This window comes from Paenibacillus sp. FSL R5-0527 (genome assembly GCF_038008055.1).
Classification (GTDB): Bacteria; Bacillota; Bacilli; order Paenibacillales; family Paenibacillaceae; genus Fontibacillus; species Fontibacillus macerans.
The window spans coordinates 2298428-2323853 of record NZ_JBBOYI010000001.1; the positions used below are offsets into that span (position 1 = coordinate 2298428).

Below are 25426 nucleotides of genomic sequence, written 5' to 3' on the forward strand. Positions count from 1 at the left end.
GAGAAAACATGGCTGAGGAACAACAGGACATCGATACGTACTACTTGGAGTCATTTCAGGAAGGTATCCTTAAATGCGACACTAGGGGGACGATCGTGTTTATGAACCGCAGGCTCAAAGATTTGTTCGGCTTGGAAGAGATGACGGGGCAGGATATTACGGCTTTTACCAAAGCGATGGATGCGAACGTTCCGCAGGAGGACCATAAGCTTACCAAGACCATACAAGCGTTTCGAAAAGGAGATGTGAACGGAAGGCAGGGGAAGTTTCTATATGTCCAAGGACCTAGGCGTTTGTTCTCGTTTTATGTAAGCCCGGTATTGGATACCGCGCAAACGGCGTGTTACGGGTATTTATTGGTATTTCGGGAATGCGGCGAAGAAGAGGCGGCCGATCCGCAGAGACGCGAAATGATCAGCGTGGTCTCCCACGAATTAAGGACACCTCTGACGACGCTGCTGGGCTATGTGGAAATGTTGATGCAGTACGATATTTCCGCGGAGAACAGGCGGCGTTACATGGAAATCATTTTTGCGGAAGGAAACCGGTTGTCCCATCTGCTTGAGGATGTTTTGGACAGTGAGCGGCTGGAATCGGGAGGGTATAACTATCATAAAACTTATGTACCGCTGATTGAACTCATTCATGAAGTGACCGAACGGTGGAATTTGAAATCATCGCATCTTATCGAGGTAGACTCCGAGGTTGAAGACGTTTTTATCTACGCGGACCGGTTTAGAATGTCTCAAGTCTTTGACAATTTAATCAGCAATGCGATTAAATATTCTCCCGGCAAACCATCAGTACTCATCCGAATCGCGGAAGAAGCAGGCTATTATATCATCGAGGTTACGGATTACGGAATAGGAATTCCCGCGGAGATGCATGCGCGGCTGTTCGATAAATTTTATCGAGCCGGCCATTCGGGTTCCCGTCAAATTAAGGGCAGCGGCGTGGGCCTTTATGTCGTCAAAAAAATTGCAACAGACCATGGAGGGACGATTAGCGTAACTTCGGAAGTGGGGCGGGGAAGCACATTCCGCTTGCGAATGCCCAAACCCGTTCATTTGGATTAAGTGGTGTTACCTAATTTATAGCGCAAAAACCCAAAACGTCGCTTGACCAAACGATCATGAGAAACTCCTGCGAAAAGCGCAAAACATAAGGGCAAAAAATGCCGCTATTCCGGCGATATCCGTCAATTTGAGAGAAATAGAGACGATTTATGCCGCTATTGTCTTCAGTCGCAAGGAAACGCCCGCGTTCTGGACCCTTCACAAGCGAATAAGAACCAAAGATGCCGCTAATGGGTATGAACATGCCCGGCTCCGGATAATAAGCACATAAATTACCGCTATTTTGAAGACCGCGTTTGGTTCGCTCCAGCAGCCGACTGTCGAATACCTGTTTTCTAGGTTGAGCCTGCTTAATTATATACATATAAAAAAACAAAAAAGCCTTCTGTTCGGTAGCTGGCTGCCATCCTTGCGGGAAGGCCCTTTAGCTTTGCGTCGCTGCCTTTCGACAGGTTTGCCGTTTATCGTAGCCGCTTTTTTCACAAAAAACATCGTATCACGATTCCATAAAACATGCAATCCATTTCCTGGTAAGCCGGGTGCGCAAAATTTCTCTTGCCACTCTTGGAATATTAAGGTATGATAGTATCCTTCTTGCAAAATCGCCTTGACTGAAGTGGACGGGTCTGCCCGTCTATGAGGGGGTAAACCCCCTCTAAATAAGCTTATCGGAGGTGTTTAACCGGATGCTTTATTTCACGCTGGCTTCCAAAGCCTATGCCCGCAATTTGCAGTACCGCGGAGCCCATATGGTGCACAACCTCGCGAGCGCGATGTTTGGATTTATGTATGCGTGCATCTGGATCGGGTTGGGGAAGGACCACCCGCTGGGAGAGTACGGAACGCAGGGAATGGTGAATTATATCGCCTTCACCCAGGCGTGTCTCTGGATCACCAGCTTCATCACGAACGGGCTCGGCATCCCCCAATCCGTCAGGACCGGGCAAATCGCGCTTGATCTGATGCGTCCCGTCCATCTGTTCAGCCATACGATGGCCAGGGAATGGGGACAGATCGCCTACCAGTTCATTTTCAAATCCATCCCGATTTATCTCCTGTATTTCTTCATTTTTTCATTGCAAATTCCAAATCAATGGACCGCCGTGTTGTACACCGTGTTAGGGTTGCTCGGGGCCTCCTATCTGTCGATCTGCATCAATTATTTGATCGGCGTAAGCGCCTTGTGGACGATGGAATCGTCCTGGCTCTATTGGGCCAATAGCGCGCTGATCAATTTGCTTGCCGGATTTTTCATCCCGCTGGAATGGCTGCCCGGACCGCTGGAAAACCTCGCCTGGCTATCGCCTTACCCTTACCTGCTCTATGTTCCCACAACGATTTATCTTGGAAACGGAAGCGGCTCCGCCTTATGGGGAACGCTGCTTTGGTGCGTCCTGATGACTGCTTGCTGCTTGCTGGCAACCCGGCTGCTGCGGCGGAAAGTGGAGGTGCAGGGCGGATGAACGAGAGGAAGGGGCCTGGCGCTGAGAACGGGCAAAAGCCTGATAGAGGGCAAAAGCCCGAGAAAGGGCAGAAGCCAAAGAACGGGCGGAAGCCTAAGAGCGGGCAGAAGCTTAAGAGCGGACAGAAGCCTATGAGCGGACAGAAGCCTATGAGCGGTATAGACGGCACACACGAAATGAACGATGACATTAGCGGCAGCGGCGGACGATTCTCGAAGGTCACTGCCGGCCCGGCCCGGTCCGCCGGCGCGAAGCCGACGTCTTGGCTGAACCTGTACCGGCTGCTGATCCGTACGAGCATAAAAAGCCGGATGCAGTACAAATTCAATTTTGTGCTGGGTACGGTACTGGCCGCGTTGATCCAGATTTCCGAGTTTCTGATGATCGCGATCGTTCTGGACAAGTTCGGTGTAATACAGGGCTGGTCGGTTTACGAGATCGGGTATTTGTTTGCGGTGATGACGTTGTCCAGAACGCTGTACCGCACGTTTGCCGAGGAGGTGCACCATCTGGAAAAATACCTGGTTGGCGGAGAGCTCGACCAGCTATTGACGCGGCCGATGCCGGTGCTGCTCGCTTTAATGCCGCAGAACTTCCGGCTGATGCCCGGCGAACTGCTGCAGGGCGGTTTCATCCTGTGCTGGTCGCTCGGCGCGATGATGCATAGCGGACAAGTCGGCTGGACCGCAGTGCCGTTTACGCTGTTCATTATCGTTACCGGCGCGGTCATTTTGTTTTCTATCGGACTTGCTACGGCTACGCTCGGTTTCTGGACGACCCGCATCAGCGAACTGCAAAACTTCACCGAGGATGCCGCCCAAACGGCGGCGCGATACCCGCTCACCTTGTATCCGAAGTGGATGTCCTCGTTATTTTTGTTCGTGATCCCGGTCGGCTTTGTGAATTATGTACCTTCGCTCTATATTTTACGGGGCGAATGGGGGCCGTGGATCCTTGCGGCGACGGCGGGGGCGGCAGCGGTATGCTTAGCCGCAAGCCTGCGGTTCTGGCTGTTCGGCATCACGAAATACCAAAGCACGGGAAGCTAAGCGCAGGGAGAGTAAGAACGGAAGGCCTTAAGTACAAGGAGCTAGTGCGTACGAGTAAGTGAAGGCGTGCTGCGTATAAGTCAGTGAAGGCGTGCTGCGTATGAGTCGGTGAAGGCATGCTGCGTATAAGTCAGTGAAGGCATGCTGCGTAAGAGTAAGCGAAGGCATACAGGACGAAAAGGAGGAGCGGCTTATGATCGAAGCCAGCCATTTATATAAGGAGTTCAAAACACCCGTCGTGCGGGAGGGAAAGCTGTCCGGCCTGCGTACGCTGTTTTCGCGGGAATACCGGCTGAAAGAGGCGGTCCGGGGCATCAGCTTCAACATCGAGCGCGGGGAGTTTGTCGGTTATATCGGTCCCAACGGCGCAGGCAAGTCGACGACGATCAAGATGCTCACCGGCATTTTGCATCCGACCTCAGGCACGGTTATGATCGGCGGCCTCAATCCCCATCGCGACCGGCGGCGGGCCGTCCGCAGGTTGGGCGTCGTGTTCGGACAACGCAGCCAGCTGTGGTGGGATTTGCCCGTGAAGGATTCCTACGACATCCTGGCGGAAATGTACGGCGTAAGCCCGGTGGAAAAACGGGAGCGCCTGGACCGGTTTGCCGAGCTGCTGGACCTGCGCGAATTTTGGATGACGCCGGTGCGCAAGCTGTCGCTGGGCCAGCGGATGCGGGCGGACATTGCGGCCGCCATGCTGCACGATCCGGATTTGCTGTTCCTCGATGAGCCGACGATCGGCCTTGACGTGCACGCCAAACGCAACATCCGCCAGTTTTTGCAAACCTTGAACAAGGAATTCGGGAAAACGATCCTTCTTACCACGCACGACATGGACGATATCGAGCAGCTCTGCAGCCGTGTGATGGTGATTAATCACGGGCAGCTCGCCTACGACGGGACGATCCGCGCGCTGCGGGACATGATCGGCCTGCCGACGGTCATCCGCGTAAAGTTCCGGGGCGGGTTTCGGATGCCGGAGGGGTGGAGAGAGGCGGGACATGTTGCCTCGAACCCGGGGGAAGGGATCAAGACGCGGCATGTTGCCTCGAACCCGGGGGAAGGGATCAAGGCGCGGCATGTTGCCGGGAACCAGGAGGAAGGGTTCGAGGTACGGCATGTTGCAGGTTCCCCGGATGGCGCTGCCTCGGCCGGATTCGTTCGGGCGACGGCGGGTCCGCAGGCCGTTCGGGCCACGTTCGACCCGTCCGGCCTGCCGTTTCGCGTCACGGGCATAGAGGAGAACACGGTCGTCATCGAAGCCGACCGGCGCGAGATCGGGACCATGGAGATCATCCGGGAGCTTGGCGGCTGGGGAGAAATCGACGACGTCGACATGGAGGAGCCCGATTTCGAGGAGGTTATCCGCAGCTTTTCGGCGTCGTAGGTATCGCTGAGCTGCTGCTGGCAGTGGCAAAACGAGCTAAAAGGGCTAATAAGGTCCGCAGTATCCGTTGCATGCTACAGATTACACTAGTGTTTGCCCCGATACTTTTCAGATTTCCCGCAATTGCTAGGTTTTCGAGCCGATATTACACCTGCTGAGAATCTAAACGGTTGTAGCAGCTGCTATTTTACGAAAAAAGATCTTTTTAAAGGCTCAAAACCGAGATCAGTGCTTGACAAAATAACTGTCTTGGTATCCCTGCATGCTGCTTTGCACGATTATTCCTTTTGTTCAGGGGGGAGAGGGTGAGGGCTAATCACGGTCCTTTCATTTTCCCGGTGTCTTGCCTATTCCTCCCTTCAGGTCTGCTTCACTTCTCCAACCCCTCCTTCTCACAAGCCTGTCTAACGATCTGGAACTAATGATCTGGAACTAATGATCTCGAACAAGTCCGCTGCTCCCAAACCTATTTTCCTCTCCTAAATTCTCTTCCTCTCTGCTTCCGGATCAAATGGGATAATCGTGCAAAGCGTCCGGACAGCGGATGTTGATCTGCTCTAATCTGAGTCAAATAGCCGGGTTTTAGCTAAATAAGCGCTATGGCAACCGTTAGAATAGATCTTCCGGCCGGGGAGGTGGATAGATACAGCCAATCTCCCATAAACTATGTTCGCTCGGAGGGAAAATTAATGAAGAAGCAGGCTATGAGTTGCGAAGTGATAGTTACGAAGTGGTAGTTACTAAATGATAGTTACAAAGTGATAGGAGTGAAAACGTGAAGAAGATAGGGCATGTTACGTTGCTGGTGAAAAATTACGATGAAGCGATTGAGTTCTACACGAAGAAGGCGGGTTTCGTCCTGCTGACGGATAACGCGTTCGGAGGCGGGATGCGTTGGGTGACCGTCGCCCCGGCTCAAGATGCCGGAACGGCGATCGTTTTTGTCGAGGCCGACACGGCGGACAAAGCGGACAGGGTCGGCAGCCAGGCGGCTGGTCACGTTTTTCTGACCGTTCAGACTGAGGATTGCTATCGCGATTACGAGTATATGAAGGCAAACGGGGTCAAATTTTTCGGTGAGCCAAAGGAAGTGCCGTGGGGAATCGAGGCCGTGTTCGAGGATCTTTACGGAAATCGCTTGGACCTGGTCCAGCATAACGGAATGTAGGAATGTAGCAAAATGCAAGGCGGCCTTGGTTCGAATCGTTCGAGCCAAGGCCGCCTGTTTTTTTCGCTTATTTGATTTTGATCGTGTGAACGGCGGTGCCGGTAGCCCCGTCATTATCGGTGACCGTCAGCGTCACGGTGTAGGTTCCGGCGCGGTCAAAGCGATGCTTTACTTTCGCGCCGGACGCGCTGCCGCCGTCGCCGAACTGCCAGCTGTAGCTGACGATGCGGCCGTCCTCGTCCGAGGAACGCCTGCCGTCGAATTCAACCTGCTTTCTCTTCTGCGCGCTATTAGCGGCCTTGATCACGGCTTTGGGAGCCAAATTGTCGTCCGGGGGATTTTGCCCGGGGTCATCCGGGTCTTCCCCGGGATTTTCCCCGGGGTCCTCGCCCGGATCTTCACCCGGCGGGTTGCCGCCCGGCGCGGCGACGAACAATCGGCCCGGGGCCTGGAAGTCGCCGGCGTTCCCGGCTTCGTCCCGCACGCTGACGACGATCACTCCACCGTCAAGCACAAGCGCTGCCGGCGTAACATAAACGCCCTCATAATGCCCCGGGGCGGTTTCTTCCAGGGCGATTCCGTTGCCGCCGCTTTCCGCCAGCGCCACCGGCAGCTCGATGCGGAACGAGGCATCAAGTCCCGGAACGCTGTCAAAAGCTACGGTAAGCGGTTCGCCGGCGGTCAAATGCACGTCTTCGGCCGGGGAGAGGCCCGTGATTTCGGGCAGCTCGAGATCGACATAAACGGCCCGGGTGACCGTCGCTTCGTTACCGGCCCGGTCGGTAGCCGTGACCGTAACGATATTTTCGCCGGCATTTATCAAAATGCGGTGGGCGAAGGAGCCCGCGTCTCCGGCGGCAACCTCAGCGCCGTTAACGGTCAGCTTGCTCAGATAATCGTCCAACGCAGTACCGGCCACATTCAGCACCTCCGAATTGGTGCGGAATCCGTCCCGCGGCGATACGACGTCGAGCTGCGGCGCGTCGCTGTCAAGCGTCACCGTCAGCGGGAGCGAACGGTCGGTCGTTTTGCCGTTCACCACGACCTCCGCGCTCAGCTCGTTCGCGCCGGGATGCAGCTTGGTATTCAAGCTGAACCGCCCGTTCTCCACAGTCGCCGTACCGGCCGGTTCCGTGCCGTTGTACAGCTTAATCGTCGCTTCATTGGCCGGCGACGTTCCCGTTACGGCAATCGTCGGCTGGTTCGTAAAGGAGCCGGCCGCCGGCGAGGTAATCACCGGCGCGTTCACCGGGTAGCGGACAATGGCCCGGATCATAAAGTTGCCGTCCTCTTCCTTCGTCTGGCTCCAGACGCCGCTGACCCGTTGCCAGCTGCGGCCGGCGTTCGGACCGTTCTCATCGGAAGCCAAGCCCGGCGCGCTAGTGCCCGCCAACGTTTGGAGATACACGATGTAGAAATCGCCTTCGACCGTCACCGGCTCCGGCAGCGCAAGCGTCGTCCACTGGTCGTTGCGCAGCGCCGTGCCGTCAAACGGTCCTGCCAGCTGGCGGCCCGGCGAGCCGTCCGGTCCGGAGGCGTCGAATACCGCATACTGGAACGCCGTTCCGCCCGGTACGGGCCATTCCTCGTTCCAGAACCGGATGGAGGCGCCGGTCACTTGCGCCGCGCCGGATTCCGGCGTCATCCGCACCGCCCAGGCGTTGCCTGTGGAGTTAAAGGACCAGGCGTTTTCCGCCGTACCGTCATCGTAGCCGATTTCGCCCGGGAAGCCGATGAACGGCTTGAGCGCGAGCGATCCGTCGGCGCTGCCGTCCGGCGGCACGGTTACGGTGATCGTGCTGCTGTAATAGTCGCGCGCCGACACCGACAGCGTGTACGTTCCTTCCAACACTTCCAGCGAGAAGCCGCCGTCCTCACCGGTGCGCAGTGGGGCGATGGCCGCGTCCTCAAGCACGATTACGGTAGCGTCCGCGATCGGCTCGCCGCTGCGTTCGTCGCTAATCGTACCGGCGATTTGCCCCTTCGGGATCGCCTGCAAATTGAAGTTGGCCTTCGCGCTCTTCTGATCTTCAATCGAGACCGGCAGCGTTTGCGGATAAAAGCCGTAGGCTTCCGCCTTGAGCGTATAGTTGCCGGCCACATGGGTCAGGCTGTATTTTCCGGTCGCGGGGTCCGTTTTCACGGAACGTCCCGTTTCCACCACCGTCACGGTCGCGCTGGCCGGCAGGCTGCTGACGCCGGCTTCGCCGCTCCCCTGCGCTTTGCCGACAGCGGCATTATATTCGCTTTTGGTGGTGCGGATCAGCTTGTAGGCGGGACCGGGTTTGTCGGCCTTGGATTTTTGCGGGGTGATCTCGTCAACCACGTCTTGGGCAGCCTTCGTTGCCGGCGTATGCACGCTGAGCACCTGAACGTTGTCGATATACCAGCCCGCCTTGGCAACACTGTTATCCGTCTTCAGCCGGAAGCGGATTTTCGCCGTTCCGCCGGCATATTCGTCCAGGCTGTAGTATACGGGGCTCCACTGCTTGCCGTTCGTGCTGTGCGAAAATCTGCCCAGCTGGGCCCAGGTCGCGCCGCCGTCGGAGCTGGCTTCCACGTATCCGAAATCATAGCTACTTTCGATTTCAAACCAGTGGTCGAATGCCAGCGTGGCATTGTCCACCCCGCTCAGATCGATGGCTGGGGACACGAGCGAGTAATCCGCTCCATTCGCGTAGGTATCGTCAAGATCCGTGCCCCAGACGTTCGGGGGAGATACGGCGCTGCTCGGGCCGGGGGCGGACGGTGTGCCGCGTTCCCATTCGTCCTGCGTGCCGCTGTGGGTCCAGCCGCCGTCGTCGACGCCGTCAAAATCGTCGCTGAACAGGCTGACCGGACGTTCGATCGTCAGGGCGATTTCATTTGATTTTTCGCTTTCGTTGCCGCTGTAATCGATTGCGGCGACGGCGTAGTAATACGTGGCGCCGGTCGCGGTGGAAGCGTCCGTATAAGCCGTTTCCGCCGTCGTGGCGATCGCTTCGTAGCCCGTTCCCGAAGCTTCGGAGCGATACACGGTGTATTCCTTCACGTCTTCATCGGCCGGGGCGGACCAGGAAAGCTCCGCGCTGCCGACGAAATTGACGGAACCGCTAAGCCCGCCGGGAGCCGCCGGAGCCACGTCGTCCGGAGCTTGCAGCGACAGGTCGTCAAGATACCAGCCGGCTTTTTGTACCGAACCGTCGGACGTTAAATTGAATTGCAGATAAACCTGCTGGCCGGCATAGGGGCGAAGGTCGATATATTGCGTCTTCCAGCCGCCGCTCGTTCCCGTAAATTCGGCCACCGGCGCGAAAGCGTAATCGCTCTCCTCGGAAGCGATATACACCGTGCCGTAATCCCGGTTGTTTTCAAGATCGTACCAATGTTTAAAAGAAAGCAGCGCCCCTTCCGGGCTTCCGGTCAGATCGATCGGAGGCGCCAGCAGGTAGGAGTTGGCGTTCGCGGAATAGGTGCCGCTCAGGTTCGTGGCGTACACTTTTTCCCCCGAATAGGCGCTGCCCGGGCCGCTGACCGGCGCTCCCCAGGCCCATGTGTTTCCCGTTCCGCCGGAGGCGTACCCGATCACACCGGACTCAAAATCCTGCTCGTATCCGGGCTGAATCCCGGCCGACACGGTCACGGAATACGGGGCGGTGTCAAAGCCGTTGCCCCCGTAATCGCTGACCCTGATGTAATATTCAAGCCCCGCGGTTCCGACCAGGAAGGACGGGACGGTGGCTTCATAGACGCCGTCCTGGCTCGTTCCCGACACGCGCTTCGCAGGCAGGTATAAATAATGCTCGGTTCCCGCCTCCCGGGCGTAAAATTCAACCGAAGTCACGGCGACATTATCGGCCGCATGGGCGGTTAACGTTACGTCGAAACCTTCATATATTAAAGAAGGCGGAGTATGCTCCAGCACCGGTTCTTCGAAATCGTCGCCGGCGGTTGCGACCCGGCCGGACACCGTTCCGACCCCTTCGAGCACGGAACCGACGGCGTCCAGCGCGTTGACGATGCCATGGCCGTATCCGTTGTTCGGCGTGTTCGGGAACTGGCTGTCCGTGCGCGGCGTCGCCGTGCCGGTGAGGACTTCTTCGAGCTGGTCGACCGTCAGCGAATGGTTGGCCTGCAGCAGCAGCGCGGCGATCGCGGTCGTATGCGGGCCGGCCATCGAGGTGCCGTTCCAGCCGCCTTCATAACCGCCGCCGGGTACGGAGGAGCGGATGTTGACGCCCGGCGCGGATACCTCCGGCTTGATCTCGCCGTAAGGCGAGGGGCCAAGCAGGGAGAAATCGGCCAGGTTGCGGTTGATGTCCGTCGCCCCTGTGGCGAATGCCTCCGGATAGTTGGCCGGATTGGCGACGGAACCGGGACCGCCCGGATTGGTGAGAGTCGTATTTCCGGCCGAAAATTCGGGGAAGATCTGGGCGTCCCGCCAGGCTTGCACGATCGGGCGGAACCATTCGTCCACCCCCGAGCCCCCGCCCCACGAGTTGTTGACGACGTCGGGAGCCAGTTCGGGATGGAGATTCCCCTGCGCATCCACTGGAGCGAGCAGCCATTGCCCGCCGTCCAGGATAATGGCGTCGGTGGTCGACGGGTTGAAAATGCGCACCGCGATCCATTTTGCCCCGGGCGCTACGCCGATTTGGTTCGAGCCGTCCGGCTCCGATCCGACCATCGTGCCCATCGTGTGGGTGCCGTGCCCGTCGGCGTCCGCCGGGAGCGTGGCGTGGCTGTGCGGATCGTACCAGTTCAGCTCGGGGTTGACGATGTTTCCGGCGGCGTCAAACCCGCGCCACTTAGCGCGTAAAGCCGGGTGGGTGTATTCCACGCCGCTGTCGAGATTGGCGACGACGATCCCCGTCCCGTCGATGCCTTGGGCCCACACCTCGGGGGCGTTGACCTGGGCGATGTTCCATTCGACGCTGCTCGGCTTGACGGCTGCCGCTCCGGCGTGATCGGCCGCGGCATCCTTGACGGATGTTCCTTGACCGGCCGCCGCCTCCTGTTTGTCGATTTCCACCTTATCCAGAAACCGCTCTTCGTTGGGCAGAATCTTTTCTACCTCTGGAAACAGGGCGATTTGGTCAAGCACTTCTTTTGTACTTGTCACCGCCATGGCGTTTACGATAAAGTAGCTTTTGTAATCCTTAACCTCTCCGGACTTTTGCTCCTGCCTCAAATAGTTTTCCAGGCTGAATTGGGTGCGGGAAGCCGTTTCGCGCAGGGCGCTGATGACGGAGGTCCGGGCCGACAGCTTGGCGGCCGAAGGCGTCGCTTTTTGGGTTGCGGCTTTTTGCAGGGCCAGCTTGGAAACGGAGGCCGTATCGGTCTGTTCTTTTAATTTGACAAGATAAGTCACGTAATCGTCCTGCTTGAACTGCGTCGTGAGCTTGTCATCGATCTTGGCTTCGGCAATTTGCGGCGAGCTGGATTTTAAACTGGTGCTGGCCGCAGCGCCGGCGTTTTCGGCATAGGTCGCAGGAACAAAAGTAAGCACAAGGAGGATCGACATACCGAGTGAGAAATTTTTACGGAATCTTTTGAATCGGATCAACTTCTTCACTCCCTCTTCTAGGTTAATGGTTCCTTTGGAACATCCTCTTGTGGCAGCCCGGAGAATTGCCGGCTGTCAGTTAAAACCGGAGACGACCTGAGAGACTTGCGAAAAAAAGACGGACATTTATCGTAATTCCAAGCATCACCTCCTTTCATGGGAGAAAAGTTAACACTAGTTGCCGTTGAGTTGAGAAAGAGAGCCGCTTCGGGCAGCGGGGAGCAAACGCTTGGCGGTCGGGCCCGGTTTATACGGCAAGCCGGATTAGAACATAACCAAAACGTGAAGCGGAAAACAGTGAGGTATCGGCGATAAATTCAAGCCTTCGTTGAACTACCGATGGGGTTAAGGTCGGTTGAATTATAAATTCGATAGGAAAAGTAGGTTATTTTCAATAAAAAATAAAAATAGGTAAATACTGGCTTGTTTTGAAAATAGTATATCTATGAAAATGAAAATGCACAAGTAGAATTTTATGAAAATATACATATACTCATAGAAAAATAGGAATATTTTACTATATTATTTGGCATCTAGCTGAATTTGTATGTTAGCTATATTGACATATGGTGCTTTTCGTTTTACATTAATTACAAAATGATATCGCGCGAATGAGGGTCATGGGAGAGTCCGCTTTGGAGGCGGCACCGAAGGAGCAAATAGCCGGCCATGCGGGGCGGCTTTGAATCTCTCAGGTACAAGGACCATGGCCTGACGCGACTCTGGAGAGAGCGAAAGCCACCCAAGGGGTACGTGGTTCCGGCCAACGGAAGCATCAAACTCTCAGGTAACGGGGACAGAGAGAAGGCAGCAAGCCTTTTTTCTGTCCTTTGTGGTGCTTGGAGGCAAGTATCGGCTTCCTTATATCGCTGGAAAAACTGCCGCTAAACGCGGTCTGCCGTCCTTGAATATACGTCGATATACGTTTTTCTTATCATGAAGTTGGTACATAGCAGCATACTCGGCATCGAATCTTGAATTCAGCCTGGCCCAAGCCTTCGCTTCGGTGCTGAAAACCGACCTTTTTGAACACGTACTAATAGGGAAAGCTGAAAGTAAGATTTTTGCGAAATGGTGAAAACAAAGATATGGGGAACGGGGAAGATGACCATGCGGTTTAAAAATGTATTTTCGATTATTGGTCCGGCGATGATTGGACCGTCCAGCTCCCATACCGCGGGGGCGGTACGGATCGGGCGTTTTGCGCGGCAGCTGTTGGAAGAGGTGCCCGCCGAAGCGCATATCTGCTTCTACGGATCGTTTGCGGAAACGTATCAGGGGCATGGCACGGATCTGGCCGTCGCCGGCGGGATATTGGATTATCGCACGGATGACGAGCGCATCCGGGAGTCGCTGCAAATCGCGGAAGAAACGGGGATAAAGCTTGACTTTACGACCGGCGTTCAGCCGGGGGTCCATCCCAATACGGTAAAAATCGCACTGGCCGGCGAAAACCGCAAGGTCGAGGTGACGGGCGCGTCGATCGGCGGCGGGAACATTGCGATCCAGGGCATCAACGGGTTTGAGGTCAAGTGTTCGGGCGAGCTGCCGACGCTTGTGATCGAGCATGCCGACCGCCAGGGCATGTTGGCCGGCATCACGGCGCTGTTCAGCCGGGCGGACGTGAACATCGGCTATATCATAACCGACCGGAAGGGCAGGACCGAAGAAGCCTTGACCGTCGTCGAGGCGGATGGGGCGATTCCGGGCGCGCTCATCGAAGCGGTCGAAAAGCTTCCGCACGTGAGCCGGACGGCTTACATCGATTTAACGTAAAGCGTTTGACATCAAAGTGAAGGGGTAGATAAACATGCGTTTTCGGAATTTGCGGGAGCTCGTCGTTTTGTGCGATAAGGAGGCCCTGACGATTTCGCAGGTGATGCTGCAGGATCAGGCGGCGGAAAGCGGCCAGAGCGAAGCGGAAATCATGGCGGCGATGGCTGAGTATTATCAAATTATGAAGGAAGCGGTACGCCGAGGATTGACGGAGGAAATTACCTCGACGAGCGGGCTGACGGGCGGCGATGCCAAAAGGGTGAACGAATACCGCGGCAGCGGGGAGCCCGCCGCGGGGGACATCGCCTGTCAGGCCATGGCTTACGCTTTGGCGGTCTCCGAGGTCAACGCCTCGATGGGGCGGATCGTGGCCACTCCGACGGCCGGCTCCTGCGGTATCATCCCGGGGGTGTTCGTCAGCGCGCAGGAACGTTTTGGCTGGGAGGATGAGCATCTGGTGCGAGGTTTGTTCTGCGCCGGGGCGATCGGGTACGTCATCGCCAACAACTCGTTTATCTCCGGCGCGGAAGGCGGATGCCAGGCGGAAATCGGCTCGGCGATCGGCATGGCGGCGGGCGCGATGGTCGAGCTGCGCGGGGGAACGCCGGAGCAGGCGGTGCACGCCGTCGGTCTGGCGTTGAAAAATACGCTGGGCCTGATCTGCGATCCGGTCGGCGGTCTGGTTGAAATCCCCTGCATCGTCCGCAACGGCTTCGGGGCGGTCAATGCGCTGGCGGCCGCGGATATGGCGCTTGCCGGCGTGCGCAGCGCGATTCCGTCCGACGAAGTCATCGACGTCATGCTGGAGGTCGGCTCCGCGATGCCCAGCCGGCATCGGGAAACGGCCCAGGGCGGCCTGGCCCAAACGCCGACCGGCCGCAAAATCATGAAAGAGCTGCGAAACCGGAAAAAATAAGCAAGCAGAGTCCCGCCCTTTGTACGATAGGGCCGGGACTTTTTTGGTTGAGGTGTCCGTTACGGGAAGACTAGCCATTGAGGCGCTTTCGCAGCTAAACGTACGATAAAAACCAGGCGCCGCCAGGGGCCTGGTTTTTATCAAGTTAAATAACGTTATTCAGTCTCTTTATTATCCGGCAGCGCGATGTTCACCGGCAGAGTCGGGCGCTAACAGCCGGCTACAGCCAACAATTGATCTTAAAGCCTTGAAAATAGCGGAATAAATTCCCTCTATTTCTCTCAAATGGATGGATATCGCCGAAATAAAAAGAGTAATAACGCGCTAAAATCAACAACCAAATATTAATCAATAAAAAGCGAAAACGAGCAATAAAAAAACGCTCAACACGGAACGAGAAAAATTTTTAAAGGTTTTTTGCAAAAAATACCTTGCCATCCGTCTGTGGAAGGAGTAAAGTAAAAATCGACCAATTGACTATATTCTTATTTTGGTCAATCAGTCATTTTCGCGAGGGGAGGTGCTATGGGGATTGGCTCAAATCAACCGTCGGGAAATGGTGATTGAAGCCGCCGTGAAATGTTTTTCGCTGTTCGGCTATAAGGCGACGACGATGGATCAAGTGGCCAAAATCGCCAATGTAGCCAAGGGGACTATATATACATTTTTCTCCAACAAAGAAGAGCTGTTCGATGAAATTCTCCGTTCCATCATTGCGGAGATGAAGCGGCTCACGGCGCAAAAGGTGGATGAGAATAAGCCTTTTTTCGAGAATCTCTATCAAAGCATGGATGCCTTGCTGGAGTTCAGAAGCGAGCATGAGCTGCTGGCCAAATTGTTTCAGGAGGTGCGCAATTTCGGTACCCAGCAGGCGCGGGAAGGTTTGGAAAAAATCGAAAGCGCCATTCTGGATTATTTGGAGCGGCAAATCACGCTGGCTGGACAGCGCGGTGAAATTCATGCATTTGATCCGAAAGTGATTTCTTTCGTCATGCTGAAGCTGTACATAGCGTTAACGTTGGATTGGAACAAAAACCACGAGCCGCTGGAGAAGGAGCGAATCAAGGAATCCATGCGGATTTTTCTGGCGGGAGGCCTGTCGGCCGAGCGGCCGCGCATGAACCATTAACAGTTCAAACTTAAGTGAGATGATATTTGGAGGAGTAGAGGAAGATGGAAAAGCTAAGAGCACTGATACCCAGGTTGTTGATTTATGTTGCGATCGTTCTGCTCATTGCGGGCGGAATCTGGATCCTGAACTCGAACCAGATTACCTCCGGCAGCGAAAAAGAGAATCGCCCGACGGCGTTTATCGAGGCTGATCAATCGAGCGCGAGCTTTAAAGTCGGCGGACGGATCGTCGAGCTGCTGGCGGAGGAAGGCGATGAGGTGAAGAAGGGGGATATCCTGGCCCAAATCGAAAGCGATGAGGTCAAAGCCAAGGTATCCCAGGCCCAGGCGGCGGTGGCCGTGACCGAAGGCCAGATCGGGCAAGCGGCAGCTTCCGTGAATGCGGCGAAATCGAAAAAAGCGGAGGGTGAAAGTGCCGTTTTCCTGACGGCGGAAACGATCGACAAACAGATCGCGCAGGCGCAGGCGGTGGTTCAGGCGGCCCAGGCCAAGGTTAATGGACTCAAAGCGGGAGCGCGCCCGCAGGAGCTGAAGCAGGTGAAAGTCCAAATGGAAGCGGCCAAAAAAGCTTACGACATCGCCAAGGACAATTTGCAGCGGACGTCAGGCTTGTTTGCCGAAGGGATAGTCAGCCAAGCCGATTTTGACAAAGTGAACTTGTCCTATACGCAGGCGGAAGCGTCTTACAACGCCGCGGTCGAGCAATACAACATGGCGAAAGAAGGCGCCCGACAGGAGGAGATCGATGCCGCCGAAGCCCAGCTTGAGCAGGCGAAAGCGGCTTTGGCGCTGGCCGAGGCCAACAAGGCGCAAATTGAAATCAAGCGCCAGGATGTGGACGCGGCCGTGGCGATGATCGAGCAGGCCGAGGCGGCCCAGCGGACGGCCGAGTCCGGCAAGAAGCAAGCAGCCGCAGCACTGAAGGAGGCCCAAACCTATCTGGGCTACACCAAGCTGATTGCTCCCGTAGACGGGGTAATTGTGTCCCAGTCGGCGGAGCTCGGCGAAATCGTAGGTTCCGGGTTCCCCGTTTTTACGATTCAGCAGACCGAAGCGGTCAAGACGGCGAAATTTTATTTGCCCGAAACCGAGATGGCCGGCCTGAAAAAAGGCGATATCGTAAACGTGAAGCTCGTTGCCGACGGCAGCATGCAGAAGGCCAAGGTCGTTACGATAGCGCAGGCGGCGACGTTCGCTTCGCAAAAAGCGACGCAGAATACCGGGGACCTGGACATCCGCTCCTTCGGCATTAAAGTTCAGTTCATCGATTTGCCGGACACCGCCGCGACCGGGATGACCGTGGAATGGTACGGCAAGGACGGCGGAACCTCTGGGGGACAGGCGGGAACTGAGGAATCGCCGGACAAAGCGGGCAAAGCGGACAAAGCAGGTGAAGCCCAGTGAACGATAGGCTTACGATAGGCTCTATGCTGGCGGAAGAGTGGAAAAATATTTTCAAGGACCGGGTGATCTTCGTCATCCTGCTGATCGGGCCGATTTTTTATACGTTTTTTTTCGCCTCCCTTTACAGTCATCGGGCGGTTTTGGAAATTCCCACGCTCATTTACGATGAAGATCAGAGCCAGTTAAGCCAGCAAATCATCCAGGCGCTGGATGCGCATCAGTCGATCAAAGTCGTCGGGGAAGTCCATTCGAGCCGGGAACTGCGGCAAGCGATCGATAACGGCGAAGCCAGAGCCGGGGTGATCATCCCGGCCGATCTGGAAGCCAAGCTGAAGCGGGGAACGCCGACGCCGATCGTCGCCGCGGTGGATGGCACCAACCTGATGATCACGAACGCCGTCGTCAAGGGCGCCAACGAAGTGGTCACGACGTACAGCTACGGAACGACGACCAAAAAGCTGCAGCAGCAAGGAATGAAGGATGAACAGGTGAGCGCGACCTTATCGATTATCCCGTTTACCTCGCGTACACTTTATAACCCGACCTATGATTACGTGGATTTCCTCGTCACCGGGATGGCTGGAACGACGCTGCAGCAGGTCATGTTTATGGCCGTCGGGATGGCGGTCGCCCGGGAAAAGGAAGAGCGGACCTGGAGCCGCTTCGCCGTGTGGAAGAGAAGCCCGTGGAAAATCATGTTCGTCAAAATGTTTCCGTATTGGCTTATCGGTATTTTGAACGTCTTCGTCGTCATGGCGATTCTCACCTCCGTGTATGAGCTGTCGTTCCGCGGGTCGGCGTGGTCGATTTTGCTGATCGCCGTAGTCTTCTCTTTTACCGTGGCGTCAGTCGGTTATTTGCTCAGCCTGATTGCTCCCAACAAAATCACGGCGCTGCAAATTTCCATGCTGGTCGCGCTCCCTTCTTTTTCGCTGTCGGGACATTCCTGGCCGATGGAGGCGATGCCCAAATTTCTGCAGGTGATCGCCCACGGCCTGCCGCTGACCTATTTTCTCGAGGCGGTGCGCGCGGTGATGCTGAAGGGGCTAACGACCGCCCAAGTTTTGAAGGATTGCATAGCGACCGGTTTGATCGGTTTGATCACATTGCTGGCGTCGCTGCTTTATTCCCGGTTTGTATCGTTCAGACATACTGCGGATCACGATGCGGACCAGGTGCTGGCGCCGCCGGTTCCGGCGTTCGCGGAATCCTCGCAGCCCCCGGTAATGGCGGCCCAAACGACGACAACGCCAATGTAGGATGTACGATGCACGGCCGGCCATGACGGCAAGGATTTCCTCGACATCAGCACGCGATCACCGAAAAGCAGATCGAGCAGCTGCTAGTCGAACATCGCTCGTGGTGCCGGGAGTGACCGTGGCCCGCTAACCTAACAGTACAATTCTAGTCTAGTTCTAAAAGTTCCGCTATTTTGCGCGTTTCAACCGGTATCGCCAAATTAGCGGAACTTTTTGTGTCTATTTTGGGGGAGAGGCGATTTGGGAGTTGGGCGAAACGTTTGGTAAAGCGAGAGTGACGAGCTTCTACGATCAGACAGAAGTGGTGTTTCATTGTTATAGGCCATCAGTCCGACCTAAATCAACTGCCAAACGAATTAAAGTATTCTTTTCTTGGGGTGGGAGGCAGATCAACACTTACTGTCCGGGCGCTTTGCACGATTATCCCGTTTGATCAGGTAGCAGAGAAACAGGCAAGCTCGGGAGAAGAAAATATTTGGTGGAGAAGCAGATAGGTTTGAGATAATTTAGAGCTTAGGAAAAGAAATCAGGTTTAGGGGAAGTGAAACAGACCGGACAAGAGATCAAGACAGGAGATCAAGGACAAGACGCGAAGGAAACGAAAAGACCGTGATTATGCTGTAGCATGAACCCTTCAATCTGCAGCAACGCTCGCACTCTTCATGCTAACCCACTTCAATCAAATTGCACCGCATTAAGCTAACCCCTTCCGTTCCAGCGCCATGATCAAGCCGCAACCGCAAGGGGCTGGTTCGGTTGGCGCGCGATCAGCTTGCGGTAAGGGATCGCCGGAATCGCCACACACATCTGCAGTAACTTCTGCCGAATCGTTTCTTCCGCTCCAGGCAGTCCTCCTTGCAGGCGCAGCCGGCGGCGTCCGGTGTATTCGTTTAGATACGCCTGCAGATGCTTCAGCCCCAAGGCTCCATACGTACTCTTCAGCGATTCCCACGCCTCTCTCACCACTCTCCGCAAGGGCGCATACAGCCGAAAGGCCTGAGGGAACAACTGTACCGCCGATGTATGGACATCCACATGCCCGTTGATGAACGCATCGAGTTCGTGACGGTTCGCCCTTTTCTCGCTTCCCCGCTTATGCGGCACCAGGCGGATTTTGACCTGCTCCGGCTCGCCCGACTCCGTGACCGTGCAGCCGGCTACGACCGCCGAGGCATACGGATGCGAAAGCTGACACCGGGACGGGTTACGCCCATACTGATCGCTGTTCACCTTCACGTCTCCAGAAAGCAGCTCCCTGGCATCGAACTCCCCCACGGCATGGCGTATTTTTTGCAGCATCGACCACGCGGTTTTGTAGGTGACCCGGATCACCTTGCTCAGCCGCAGCGCCGAGATGCCGTCAGGGAGCAAGAACAACTCCAGCGCCTGAAACCACTTCACCAAGGGGAGATGCGTTCCTTCAAAAATCGTGCTGACCAAAGGCGATGTTTGATGCTTGCACTTTCCGCACTCGAACAAAGGGATATGCCGGGAGGTCAGTCGGCTGCACCGGGTGTGAGCGCAACGCGGGCAGACAAAGCCGTTTGGCCACTTCATCGCGATTAGCGCCTCCATACAGTCCTGCTCGTTGTTAAAACGGCTGCTGAATGGTTGAAGTTGCGTTCCCGCATTGATCTTCATGTTTACTCGCCCCCGAATCAAGAATTCACGTACATATGTTCGTTTTTACTTTATTATACCAAACGCACGTTCTCTTATCAAGCCAAAAATCTCACCTGAACCGCCTCATTTTTTCCTCATCTTTTTTGTTTTTTTCTCCTATCTTTTTTTGGAACCCTTGCTCTAGCCCCCTTGCTCCCTGCTCCCTGGACGAAAGGGATAATCTTGCAAAGGCAGGCAGCAGGCAGGGACACCACCAAGACACGGACCCTTTAGTCAGCCCCTCACCTGGTGTCGATTTGTGACACTGCTAAAAACGGCTACTGTGCAAAAGATGCACGCTAACTAGCACCGCGACCGCTGCGCTTAGTTTTCTGTAACCAATCTATCACCTTTGTAATTGTACCATTGTGTATAATTGATTCCAGTCTAAGCATGACGGCGGAAGGAAGGGGAGCATACATATACCATGACGACCATTCTGATCGTGGAAGACGATATGAGCTTGAACAAGGGGATTGCGTTAACGCTGGCCCAGGACGGAATTTCGATCGAACAGGCCTATGATTTGGCCGGCGCGGAGCGGCGGCTTGCCGCAGGGGGCGTCGATTTGATCGTGCTCGACGTGAATTTGCCGGACGGGAGCGGGCTTGATTTTTGCGAAAAAGTAAGGGCGGGGTCGCGTGTGCCGATTATTTTTTTGACCGCCAACGATATGGAGTCGGACATCGTCATGGGCTTTGAGCTCGGCGGGGACGATTACATCACCAAGCCGTTCAGCCTGATGGTGCTGCGCTCCCGGGTGATGGCGGTGCTGCGCCGCTGCGATTTCGGACAGGAGGACAAGGCGGTGATTCCGCCGTTTCTGTTCGACTTCGGGAGAATGGATTACCGCAAACAGGGGCAAAGCATCAGCCTCAGCATTACGGAGCAGAAGCTGCTGAAAACGCTGGTGGCCAACCGGGGGCAAATCTTGACGCGGGAGCAGTTGATGGACGCCGTGTGGCTGCGGGAGGCCGAATTTGTGGACGAGAACGCCCTGACAGTGACGATTAAAAGATTGCGCGCCAAAATCGAAGACGACCCGTCCGCGCCGAAGTACATCAAAACCGTATACGGTCTCGGATACATGTGGGCCGACGCGGGGGTGCGGCGATGAGCGGCGGCGGAATTGACAGAGCAACCGGCCAAAGCGGGCAAGGCAGACAAGGCGGCCAAGGCAGACAAGACGGCCAAGGCCGATCCAGCGCGCAAGCCGGCTCCCGAGGCCGGAACGCCCTTGCTTTTGCCCCGGTCTATGCGGCGTACGGGACATTGTTCGGCCTGCTGGTGCTGGGCTACCCGGTTGCGGCCCGGTATTTGGCCGGGGAGGTGTTCGGCCCGCCGCTCTGGCTGTCCGTGTCCTTTGCCGCGGCGATGTTCCTGGCCGCCGTTTCCTTCGCCCTGCTCCTGAGGGCCAGAGCGGCGGCCGCGATCCAAGCGGCTTTCGACATTGTGGACGCGGCGATCGGCGGCCGGCAGCGGCTCACCGGCTACGCGGAAACGAATCTTTCCGCGCTGGAAAACAAAGTGTTCCGCTATGTCGAGCTGACCCGGGCGCGCGAGCGGCAAATCGAAACGGAACGGAGCAAGATCAAAACGCTGATCTCCGACATTTCGCACCAAACGAAAACGCCGCTTTCAAGCATCATGCTGTACAGCGAGCTGCTGGAGGAAGTTCCGGATCTGCAAGAGGATGCCCACCAGTATGCGGCTCAGATCAAGCTCCAAGCGGCGAAGCTGGACTGGCTGATCGGCTCGCTGGTCAAAATGTCCCGGCTGGAGGCGGGCATGATCTCGCTGCAGACGGCCGTGTCCCCGGTGATCCCCACGATCACGCAAGCCGTATCGCATGTGTATGCGGCGGCGGAGCGCAAAGGCACACGGATCGCGATTGACTGCGATCCGGCGGCCGCGGCGAAGCACGATCCGAAATGGACCGCGGAGGCGCTCTTCAACCTGCTGGAGAATGCGGTCAAGTACAGCGAGCCCGGAAGCGGCGTGCGTATTTCGGTTCAGGCGGGCGAAATGTTCACCCGCATCGATGTCGCCGACCGGGGTATCGGCATCGCGGAGAGCGAATGGAACGATATTTTTAAACGCTTTTACCGCAGCAAGCAAGCGGCGGGGCACGAAGGCGTCGGGATCGGCCTGTATCTGGCCAGGGAGATCGTTACCGCCCAGGGCGGGTACGTTAAGGTGTCGTCCAAACTCCGCCAGGGAGCGGTGTTCTCTGTTTTTTTGCCCGCGATTTAGGGAATTCTGTCGATATTGTTATTTTTCAGACACCCGGGAGTCAGATTGATCTGCTACATTTAATCCTGTACGTGCGTACAGGTTTTTTTATTGGGGGGAGGAAAAGGACATGCCGATTCTGCAAATCGAGGGGCTTAAGAAATATTACGGTCAAGGAAGCACCGCCGTAAAGGCGCTGGACGGAATCGACCTGAGCGTGGAAAAAGGCGAATTTGTCGCAATCGTCGGCACGAGCGGCAGCGGGAAAAGCACCCTTCTCCATATGCTGGGCGGGCTGGACCGCGCGACCGAAGGCAAGGTGTACGTCGACGGAAACGATATTTTTGCGATGGATGACGAGAAGCTGACAATCTTCCGGCGGCGGTCGGTCGGCTTCGTGTTTCAGAGCTACAATCTGATCCCGATCCTGAATGCTTACGAAAATATCGTGCTGCCGATCGAACTGGATGGAGCCCGCGTGGACAAGGAATATGTGGACCAGGTCATCGAAGCGCTTGGGCTTGGCGATAAGGTGCACAATCTGCCGGCGAATTTGTCCGGCGGGCAGCAGCAGCGGGTGGCGATTGCCAGGGCGCTGGCGAGCAAGCCTGCGATCATACTCGCGGACGAGCCGACCGGAAACCTGGACAGCAAAACAAGCCAGGAAGTGATGATCCTGCTGAAGCAGATGAGCGAGCGGTTCAATCAGACGATCGTGATGATTACCCATAATGAAGAGATCGCGCTCACCGCCGATAGGATCGTGCGGATCGAAGATGGCCTCATCGCCGGCCGTTCCGGCCGCGCCGAAGGGCAGGAGGCGGGTTCGAGATGATGGCGGCGAACAACCGTAAAGCGGTCGCCCGCATCGCCGGGCGAAGCCTGAAGGCCAACCGGCCGCGCAATCTGATCATCATCAGCGCCATCGTGCTCACGACGCTGCTGCTCACCTCCGTGTTTACGATGGCCTTCAGCATCAACGAATCGATGCAGCTGACGAAAATGAAAACGTCCGGCGGCGATTTTCACGGCAGCTTCAAATATTTGAAGCCGGAGGAGGCGGACCGGCTCCTGCAGCATCCGGCGATCAAGGAGTACGGCAAATCCGTGCTGGTCGGATTCGCGACGGGCGACGCGTTGCGCGGCACCGCGCTGGAAATCGACCATATCGACGAAAATGAGGCCAAGCACAGCTTCATTCAATTTGCGCAGGGCGGTCTGCCGCAGGAGGAGAACGGGATCGCCATGAGCACTTGGGTGCTCGATTTACTCGGTGTTCCTCACGAACTGGGCGCCAAGGTAAAGCTCGATTTGGATATCGACGGTCAGGCGGTCTCCAAGGAGTTTGTGTTGTCGGGGTATTATCCGGCGGACCGCAACTTGTCGATGTCGGGGCTGGCTTATGTATCGGAGTCGTTTGTGCAGCGGAATATTTCACAGATCGACCCCGAACGGTCGCGGCTCAGCGGCAGTTATGTCAATACGATCCGGCTGGACGTCATGTTCGGCAATTCCTGGGACATCGAGAAGAAGCTGCAAAAGATGCTGTCCGACACCGGGCTGGATGTTCCTTACGGCGTCAACTGGGCCTACACCAGCGTAGCTCTGAATGAGGACCCGATGAATGTGATTCCGCTCGTCATCCTGATCTTGATTATTATGCTGAGCGGATATTTGCTGATCTACAATATTTTTCATATCTCCGTCGTGCGGGACATCAAATTTTACGGACTTCTGAAAACGATCGGGACCACCCCGCGGCAGCTCAGAAGGGTCATTTCCATTCAAGCGAACCGGTTGTATTTGGCGGGTCTTCCGGTCGGGCTGGCTTTGGGCTACGGAGCCGGCGTGTGGCTGCTGCCGTTGTTGCTGCGCTTGTCCGATGGAATGGAGACCGTAAATTCGGCCAACCCGCTGATTTTTCTCGGAGCCGCCATTTTTGCTTATTTGACGGTCCGGATCGCCGCCAGCAAGCCGGGCCGGACGGCAGCGCGGATTCCGCCGGTGGAGGCGGTGAAATATTCCGGGATCGGCGGCCGAGGCGCGGGCCGGAAAACCAAACGCTCGCTGCATGGAGCCAAGCTGTTCAGGATGTCGTTTGCGAATCTGTTCCGCTACAAAAAGAAGCTGTTGCTCATGCTGGCCTCCTTGTCGTTAAGCATTATTTTGTTCAGTGTGATTTATACGGTCATCTCTTCGTTTAGCGTTAACAAGTATTTGAACACTTTTATTTCCGGAGACTTTGTCGTTAAAGAGGATGCCGGGGGCCTGGGTGGCGTGCCCCAGCCGGATACCGCCGTGCTTACGGAAGAGGTTTGCCGGGAGCTAAGCGGGATCGACGGCGTCACTGGCTTGGATAAAGTGTACTATAGTGCTGATGTGCTTAAAATGAGCGAGCCGATCCGGCGGACGCTGGAACCGCTGGCGGCGGCGGAAGACCCCAGGCAGCCCGCGTTCGCCATGCTTCTGAAGAACGGAACCGTCCCGCTGCAGCTTCATGGCATTGACCGCGGATGGTACGGTGTGCTCGACAAAAACGAGATCGCCGCCGGTGCGTTTGACCCCGTCAAGTTCGATTCCGGGAATTATGTTCTCGTTACGGAAGCGGAACTGGGCCCGGATCAATATACGAGCTACTATCGGCCGGGCGACCGGATTAAGCCGGACGGCATGAAGAAGAGTTATGAGATTATGGCGGTATTGAAATCGGATGCCCTGTATGCGGCGGGGACGCAGTTTTACATGACCGGAGGCTTTAAAGTGTTCTGGCCGGCGGACGAGTTCGTCAAGTCGGTGAAGGACCCGGTCATTTTGTCCGCGACCTTGCATGCCGATCCGGCCAAGCTTGGTGAAGCGGAGGCGGCGGTAAAATCCATCGCGGCGTCCAGCCCCAGCCTGTTCGTAAAATCCCGGGAGGATTACAAACAGGAGATGCAAGGCTTTATCCGCATCTTTCAAACGATCGGTTACGGCCTGAGCTTTGTGATCGCACTGATCGGGATCTTGAATTACATCAATACGGTGATCACCGGCATGATTTCCCGCCGCAATGAATTCGCCATTTTGGAGAGCGTCGGCATGACACGAAAACAGCTGAAGAAAATGCTTTTGTTGGAAGGGCTCTACAGTGTATTATTGACGGGCCTGATCGTGGGTACGGCGGGCTTGGGATTGACGTATGCGGTAGCCAGGGGGGTTACCGACAACATCGCATTTGCGGAATTTCGGTTGAACCCGCTGCCGATCGCCGCCGCATTGCCGCTGCTCATCGCGATCGCTTTAAGCGTTACGCTGGCCGCCTACCGCCGGATGTCCAGGGCAACGATCGTGGAAAGGCTGCGGGAAGCGGAATAAA

At 56.1% G+C, this 25426-nt stretch carries 16 protein-coding genes, 1 pseudogene and 2 riboswitches; of the genes and pseudogenes, 14 read left to right on the forward strand and 3 right to left on the reverse strand.

Translation table 11 applies throughout. The annotated features are described in order from the left end of the window. The first annotated feature begins 8 nt into the window (after nucleotides 1–8). Nucleotides 9–1076, forward strand: a complete 1068-nt coding sequence (locus tag NYE69_RS10080) for an ATP-binding protein (RefSeq protein ID WP_340926050.1) — start codon at nucleotides 9–11, stop codon at nucleotides 1074–1076. A 10-nt stretch (nucleotides 1077–1086) separates the two neighbouring features. Here the strand turns inward: NYE69_RS10080 and NYE69_RS10085 are convergent, their stop codons facing one another. Beyond that, a complete protein-coding gene (locus NYE69_RS10085) occupies nucleotides 1087–1452 on the reverse strand; it encodes a hypothetical protein (RefSeq protein ID WP_328272244.1) in 366 nt (121 codons plus the stop codon). 12 nt (nucleotides 1453–1464) lie between these two features. Continuing rightward, a riboswitch (cyclic di-GMP riboswitch) is annotated at nucleotides 1465–1545 on the reverse strand. Nucleotides 1546–1762: 217 nt separating this feature from the next. On the opposite strand from NYE69_RS10085, the gene NYE69_RS10090 reads away from it, so the two are divergent. The 4 genes and pseudogenes from NYE69_RS10090 to NYE69_RS10105 all read left to right on the forward strand — a co-directional run bounded on the left by NYE69_RS10090 (nucleotide 1763) and on the right by NYE69_RS10105 (nucleotide 6146). Next, the gene (locus NYE69_RS10090; RefSeq protein ID WP_036625461.1) at nucleotides 1763–2539 is read left to right on the forward strand and encodes an ABC transporter permease; all 777 of its coding nucleotides are present in this window, start codon (nucleotides 1763–1765) and stop codon (nucleotides 2537–2539) included. A gap of 311 nt (nucleotides 2540–2850) precedes the next feature. Next, on the forward strand, nucleotides 2851–3588 hold the full coding sequence (locus NYE69_RS10095; RefSeq protein ID WP_328272250.1) for an ABC transporter permease: 738 nt from the start codon (nucleotides 2851–2853) through the stop codon (nucleotides 3586–3588). 193 nt (nucleotides 3589–3781) lie between these two features. Beyond that, nucleotides 3782–4585 (forward strand): annotated as a pseudogene (locus NYE69_RS10100) (ABC transporter ATP-binding protein); the annotation flags it as partial. A gap of 1168 nt (nucleotides 4586–5753) precedes the next feature. Next, a complete protein-coding gene (locus NYE69_RS10105) occupies nucleotides 5754–6146 on the forward strand; it encodes a VOC family protein (RefSeq protein ID WP_340926052.1) in 393 nt (130 codons plus the stop codon). Nucleotides 6147–6213: 67 nt separating this feature from the next. On the opposite strand, the gene NYE69_RS10110 is transcribed toward NYE69_RS10105, so the two are convergent. Then, the gene (locus NYE69_RS10110; protein ID WP_340926053.1) at nucleotides 6214–11691 is read right to left on the reverse strand and encodes a S8 family serine peptidase; all 5478 of its coding nucleotides are present in this window, start codon (nucleotides 11689–11691) and stop codon (nucleotides 6214–6216) included. A 611-nt stretch (nucleotides 11692–12302) separates the two neighbouring features. Continuing rightward, nucleotides 12303–12408, forward strand: a riboswitch (glycine riboswitch). A 393-nt stretch (nucleotides 12409–12801) separates the two neighbouring features. Between NYE69_RS10110 and sdaAB the strand changes: the two genes are divergently transcribed. The 5 genes from sdaAB (at nucleotide 12802) to NYE69_RS10135 (ending at nucleotide 18177) form a co-directional block, all read left to right on the forward strand. Further along, nucleotides 12802–13467 carry an L-serine ammonia-lyase, iron-sulfur-dependent subunit beta gene (gene sdaAB / locus NYE69_RS10115; protein ID WP_340930348.1) on the forward strand — a complete coding sequence of 222 codons (666 nt, stop codon included), beginning with the start codon at nucleotides 12802–12804 and terminating at the stop codon, nucleotides 13465–13467. Nucleotides 13468–13501: 34 nt separating this feature from the next. Further along, nucleotides 13502–14383: an L-serine ammonia-lyase, iron-sulfur-dependent, subunit alpha gene (sdaAA, locus tag NYE69_RS10120; protein WP_340926054.1), complete on the forward strand. Its 882-nt coding sequence runs from the start codon at nucleotides 13502–13504 to the stop codon at nucleotides 14381–14383. A 532-nt stretch (nucleotides 14384–14915) separates the two neighbouring features. Continuing rightward, nucleotides 14916–15512 carry a TetR/AcrR family transcriptional regulator gene (locus tag NYE69_RS10125; RefSeq protein ID WP_213510090.1) on the forward strand — a complete coding sequence of 199 codons (597 nt, stop codon included), beginning with the start codon at nucleotides 14916–14918 and terminating at the stop codon, nucleotides 15510–15512. Nucleotides 15513–15556: 44 nt separating this feature from the next. After that, nucleotides 15557–16918 (forward strand): HlyD family secretion protein, encoded by a 1362-nt coding sequence (locus NYE69_RS10130; protein ID WP_340926055.1) that lies wholly within the window; start codon nucleotides 15557–15559, stop codon nucleotides 16916–16918. Further along, nucleotides 16915–18177, forward strand: a complete 1263-nt coding sequence (locus tag NYE69_RS10135) for an ABC transporter permease (protein WP_340926056.1) — start codon at nucleotides 16915–16917, stop codon at nucleotides 18175–18177. Before NYE69_RS10130 ends, NYE69_RS10135 begins: the two co-directional genes overlap by 4 nt. Nucleotides 18178–18903: 726 nt before the next feature. Here the strand turns inward: NYE69_RS10135 and NYE69_RS10140 are convergent. After that, on the reverse strand, nucleotides 18904–19818 hold the full coding sequence (locus tag NYE69_RS10140; protein WP_340926057.1) for an IS1595 family transposase: 915 nt from the start codon (nucleotides 19816–19818) through the stop codon (nucleotides 18904–18906). Nucleotides 19819–20266: 448 nt separating this feature from the next. Here NYE69_RS10140 and NYE69_RS10145 point away from each other — a divergent pair, with 448 nt between their 5' ends. The 4 genes from NYE69_RS10145 to NYE69_RS10160 all read left to right on the forward strand — a co-directional run bounded on the left by NYE69_RS10145 (nucleotide 20267) and on the right by NYE69_RS10160 (nucleotide 25425). Then, the gene (locus tag NYE69_RS10145) at nucleotides 20267–20956 is read left to right on the forward strand and encodes a response regulator transcription factor (RefSeq protein ID WP_340926058.1); all 690 of its coding nucleotides are present in this window, start codon (nucleotides 20267–20269) and stop codon (nucleotides 20954–20956) included. Beyond that, nucleotides 20953–22092 (forward strand): sensor histidine kinase, encoded by a 1140-nt coding sequence (locus NYE69_RS10150; protein WP_340926059.1) that lies wholly within the window; start codon nucleotides 20953–20955, stop codon nucleotides 22090–22092. Before NYE69_RS10145 ends, NYE69_RS10150 begins: the two co-directional genes overlap by 4 nt. A gap of 109 nt (nucleotides 22093–22201) precedes the next feature. Beyond that, nucleotides 22202–22906: an ABC transporter ATP-binding protein gene (locus NYE69_RS10155; protein ID WP_340926060.1), complete on the forward strand. Its 705-nt coding sequence runs from the start codon at nucleotides 22202–22204 to the stop codon at nucleotides 22904–22906. Further along, nucleotides 22903–25425, forward strand: coding sequence for an ABC transporter permease (locus tag NYE69_RS10160; RefSeq protein WP_340926061.1), 2523 nt, complete (start codon nucleotides 22903–22905; stop codon nucleotides 25423–25425). Before NYE69_RS10155 ends, NYE69_RS10160 begins: the two co-directional genes overlap by 4 nt. Nucleotide 25426 lies beyond the last annotated feature (1 nt).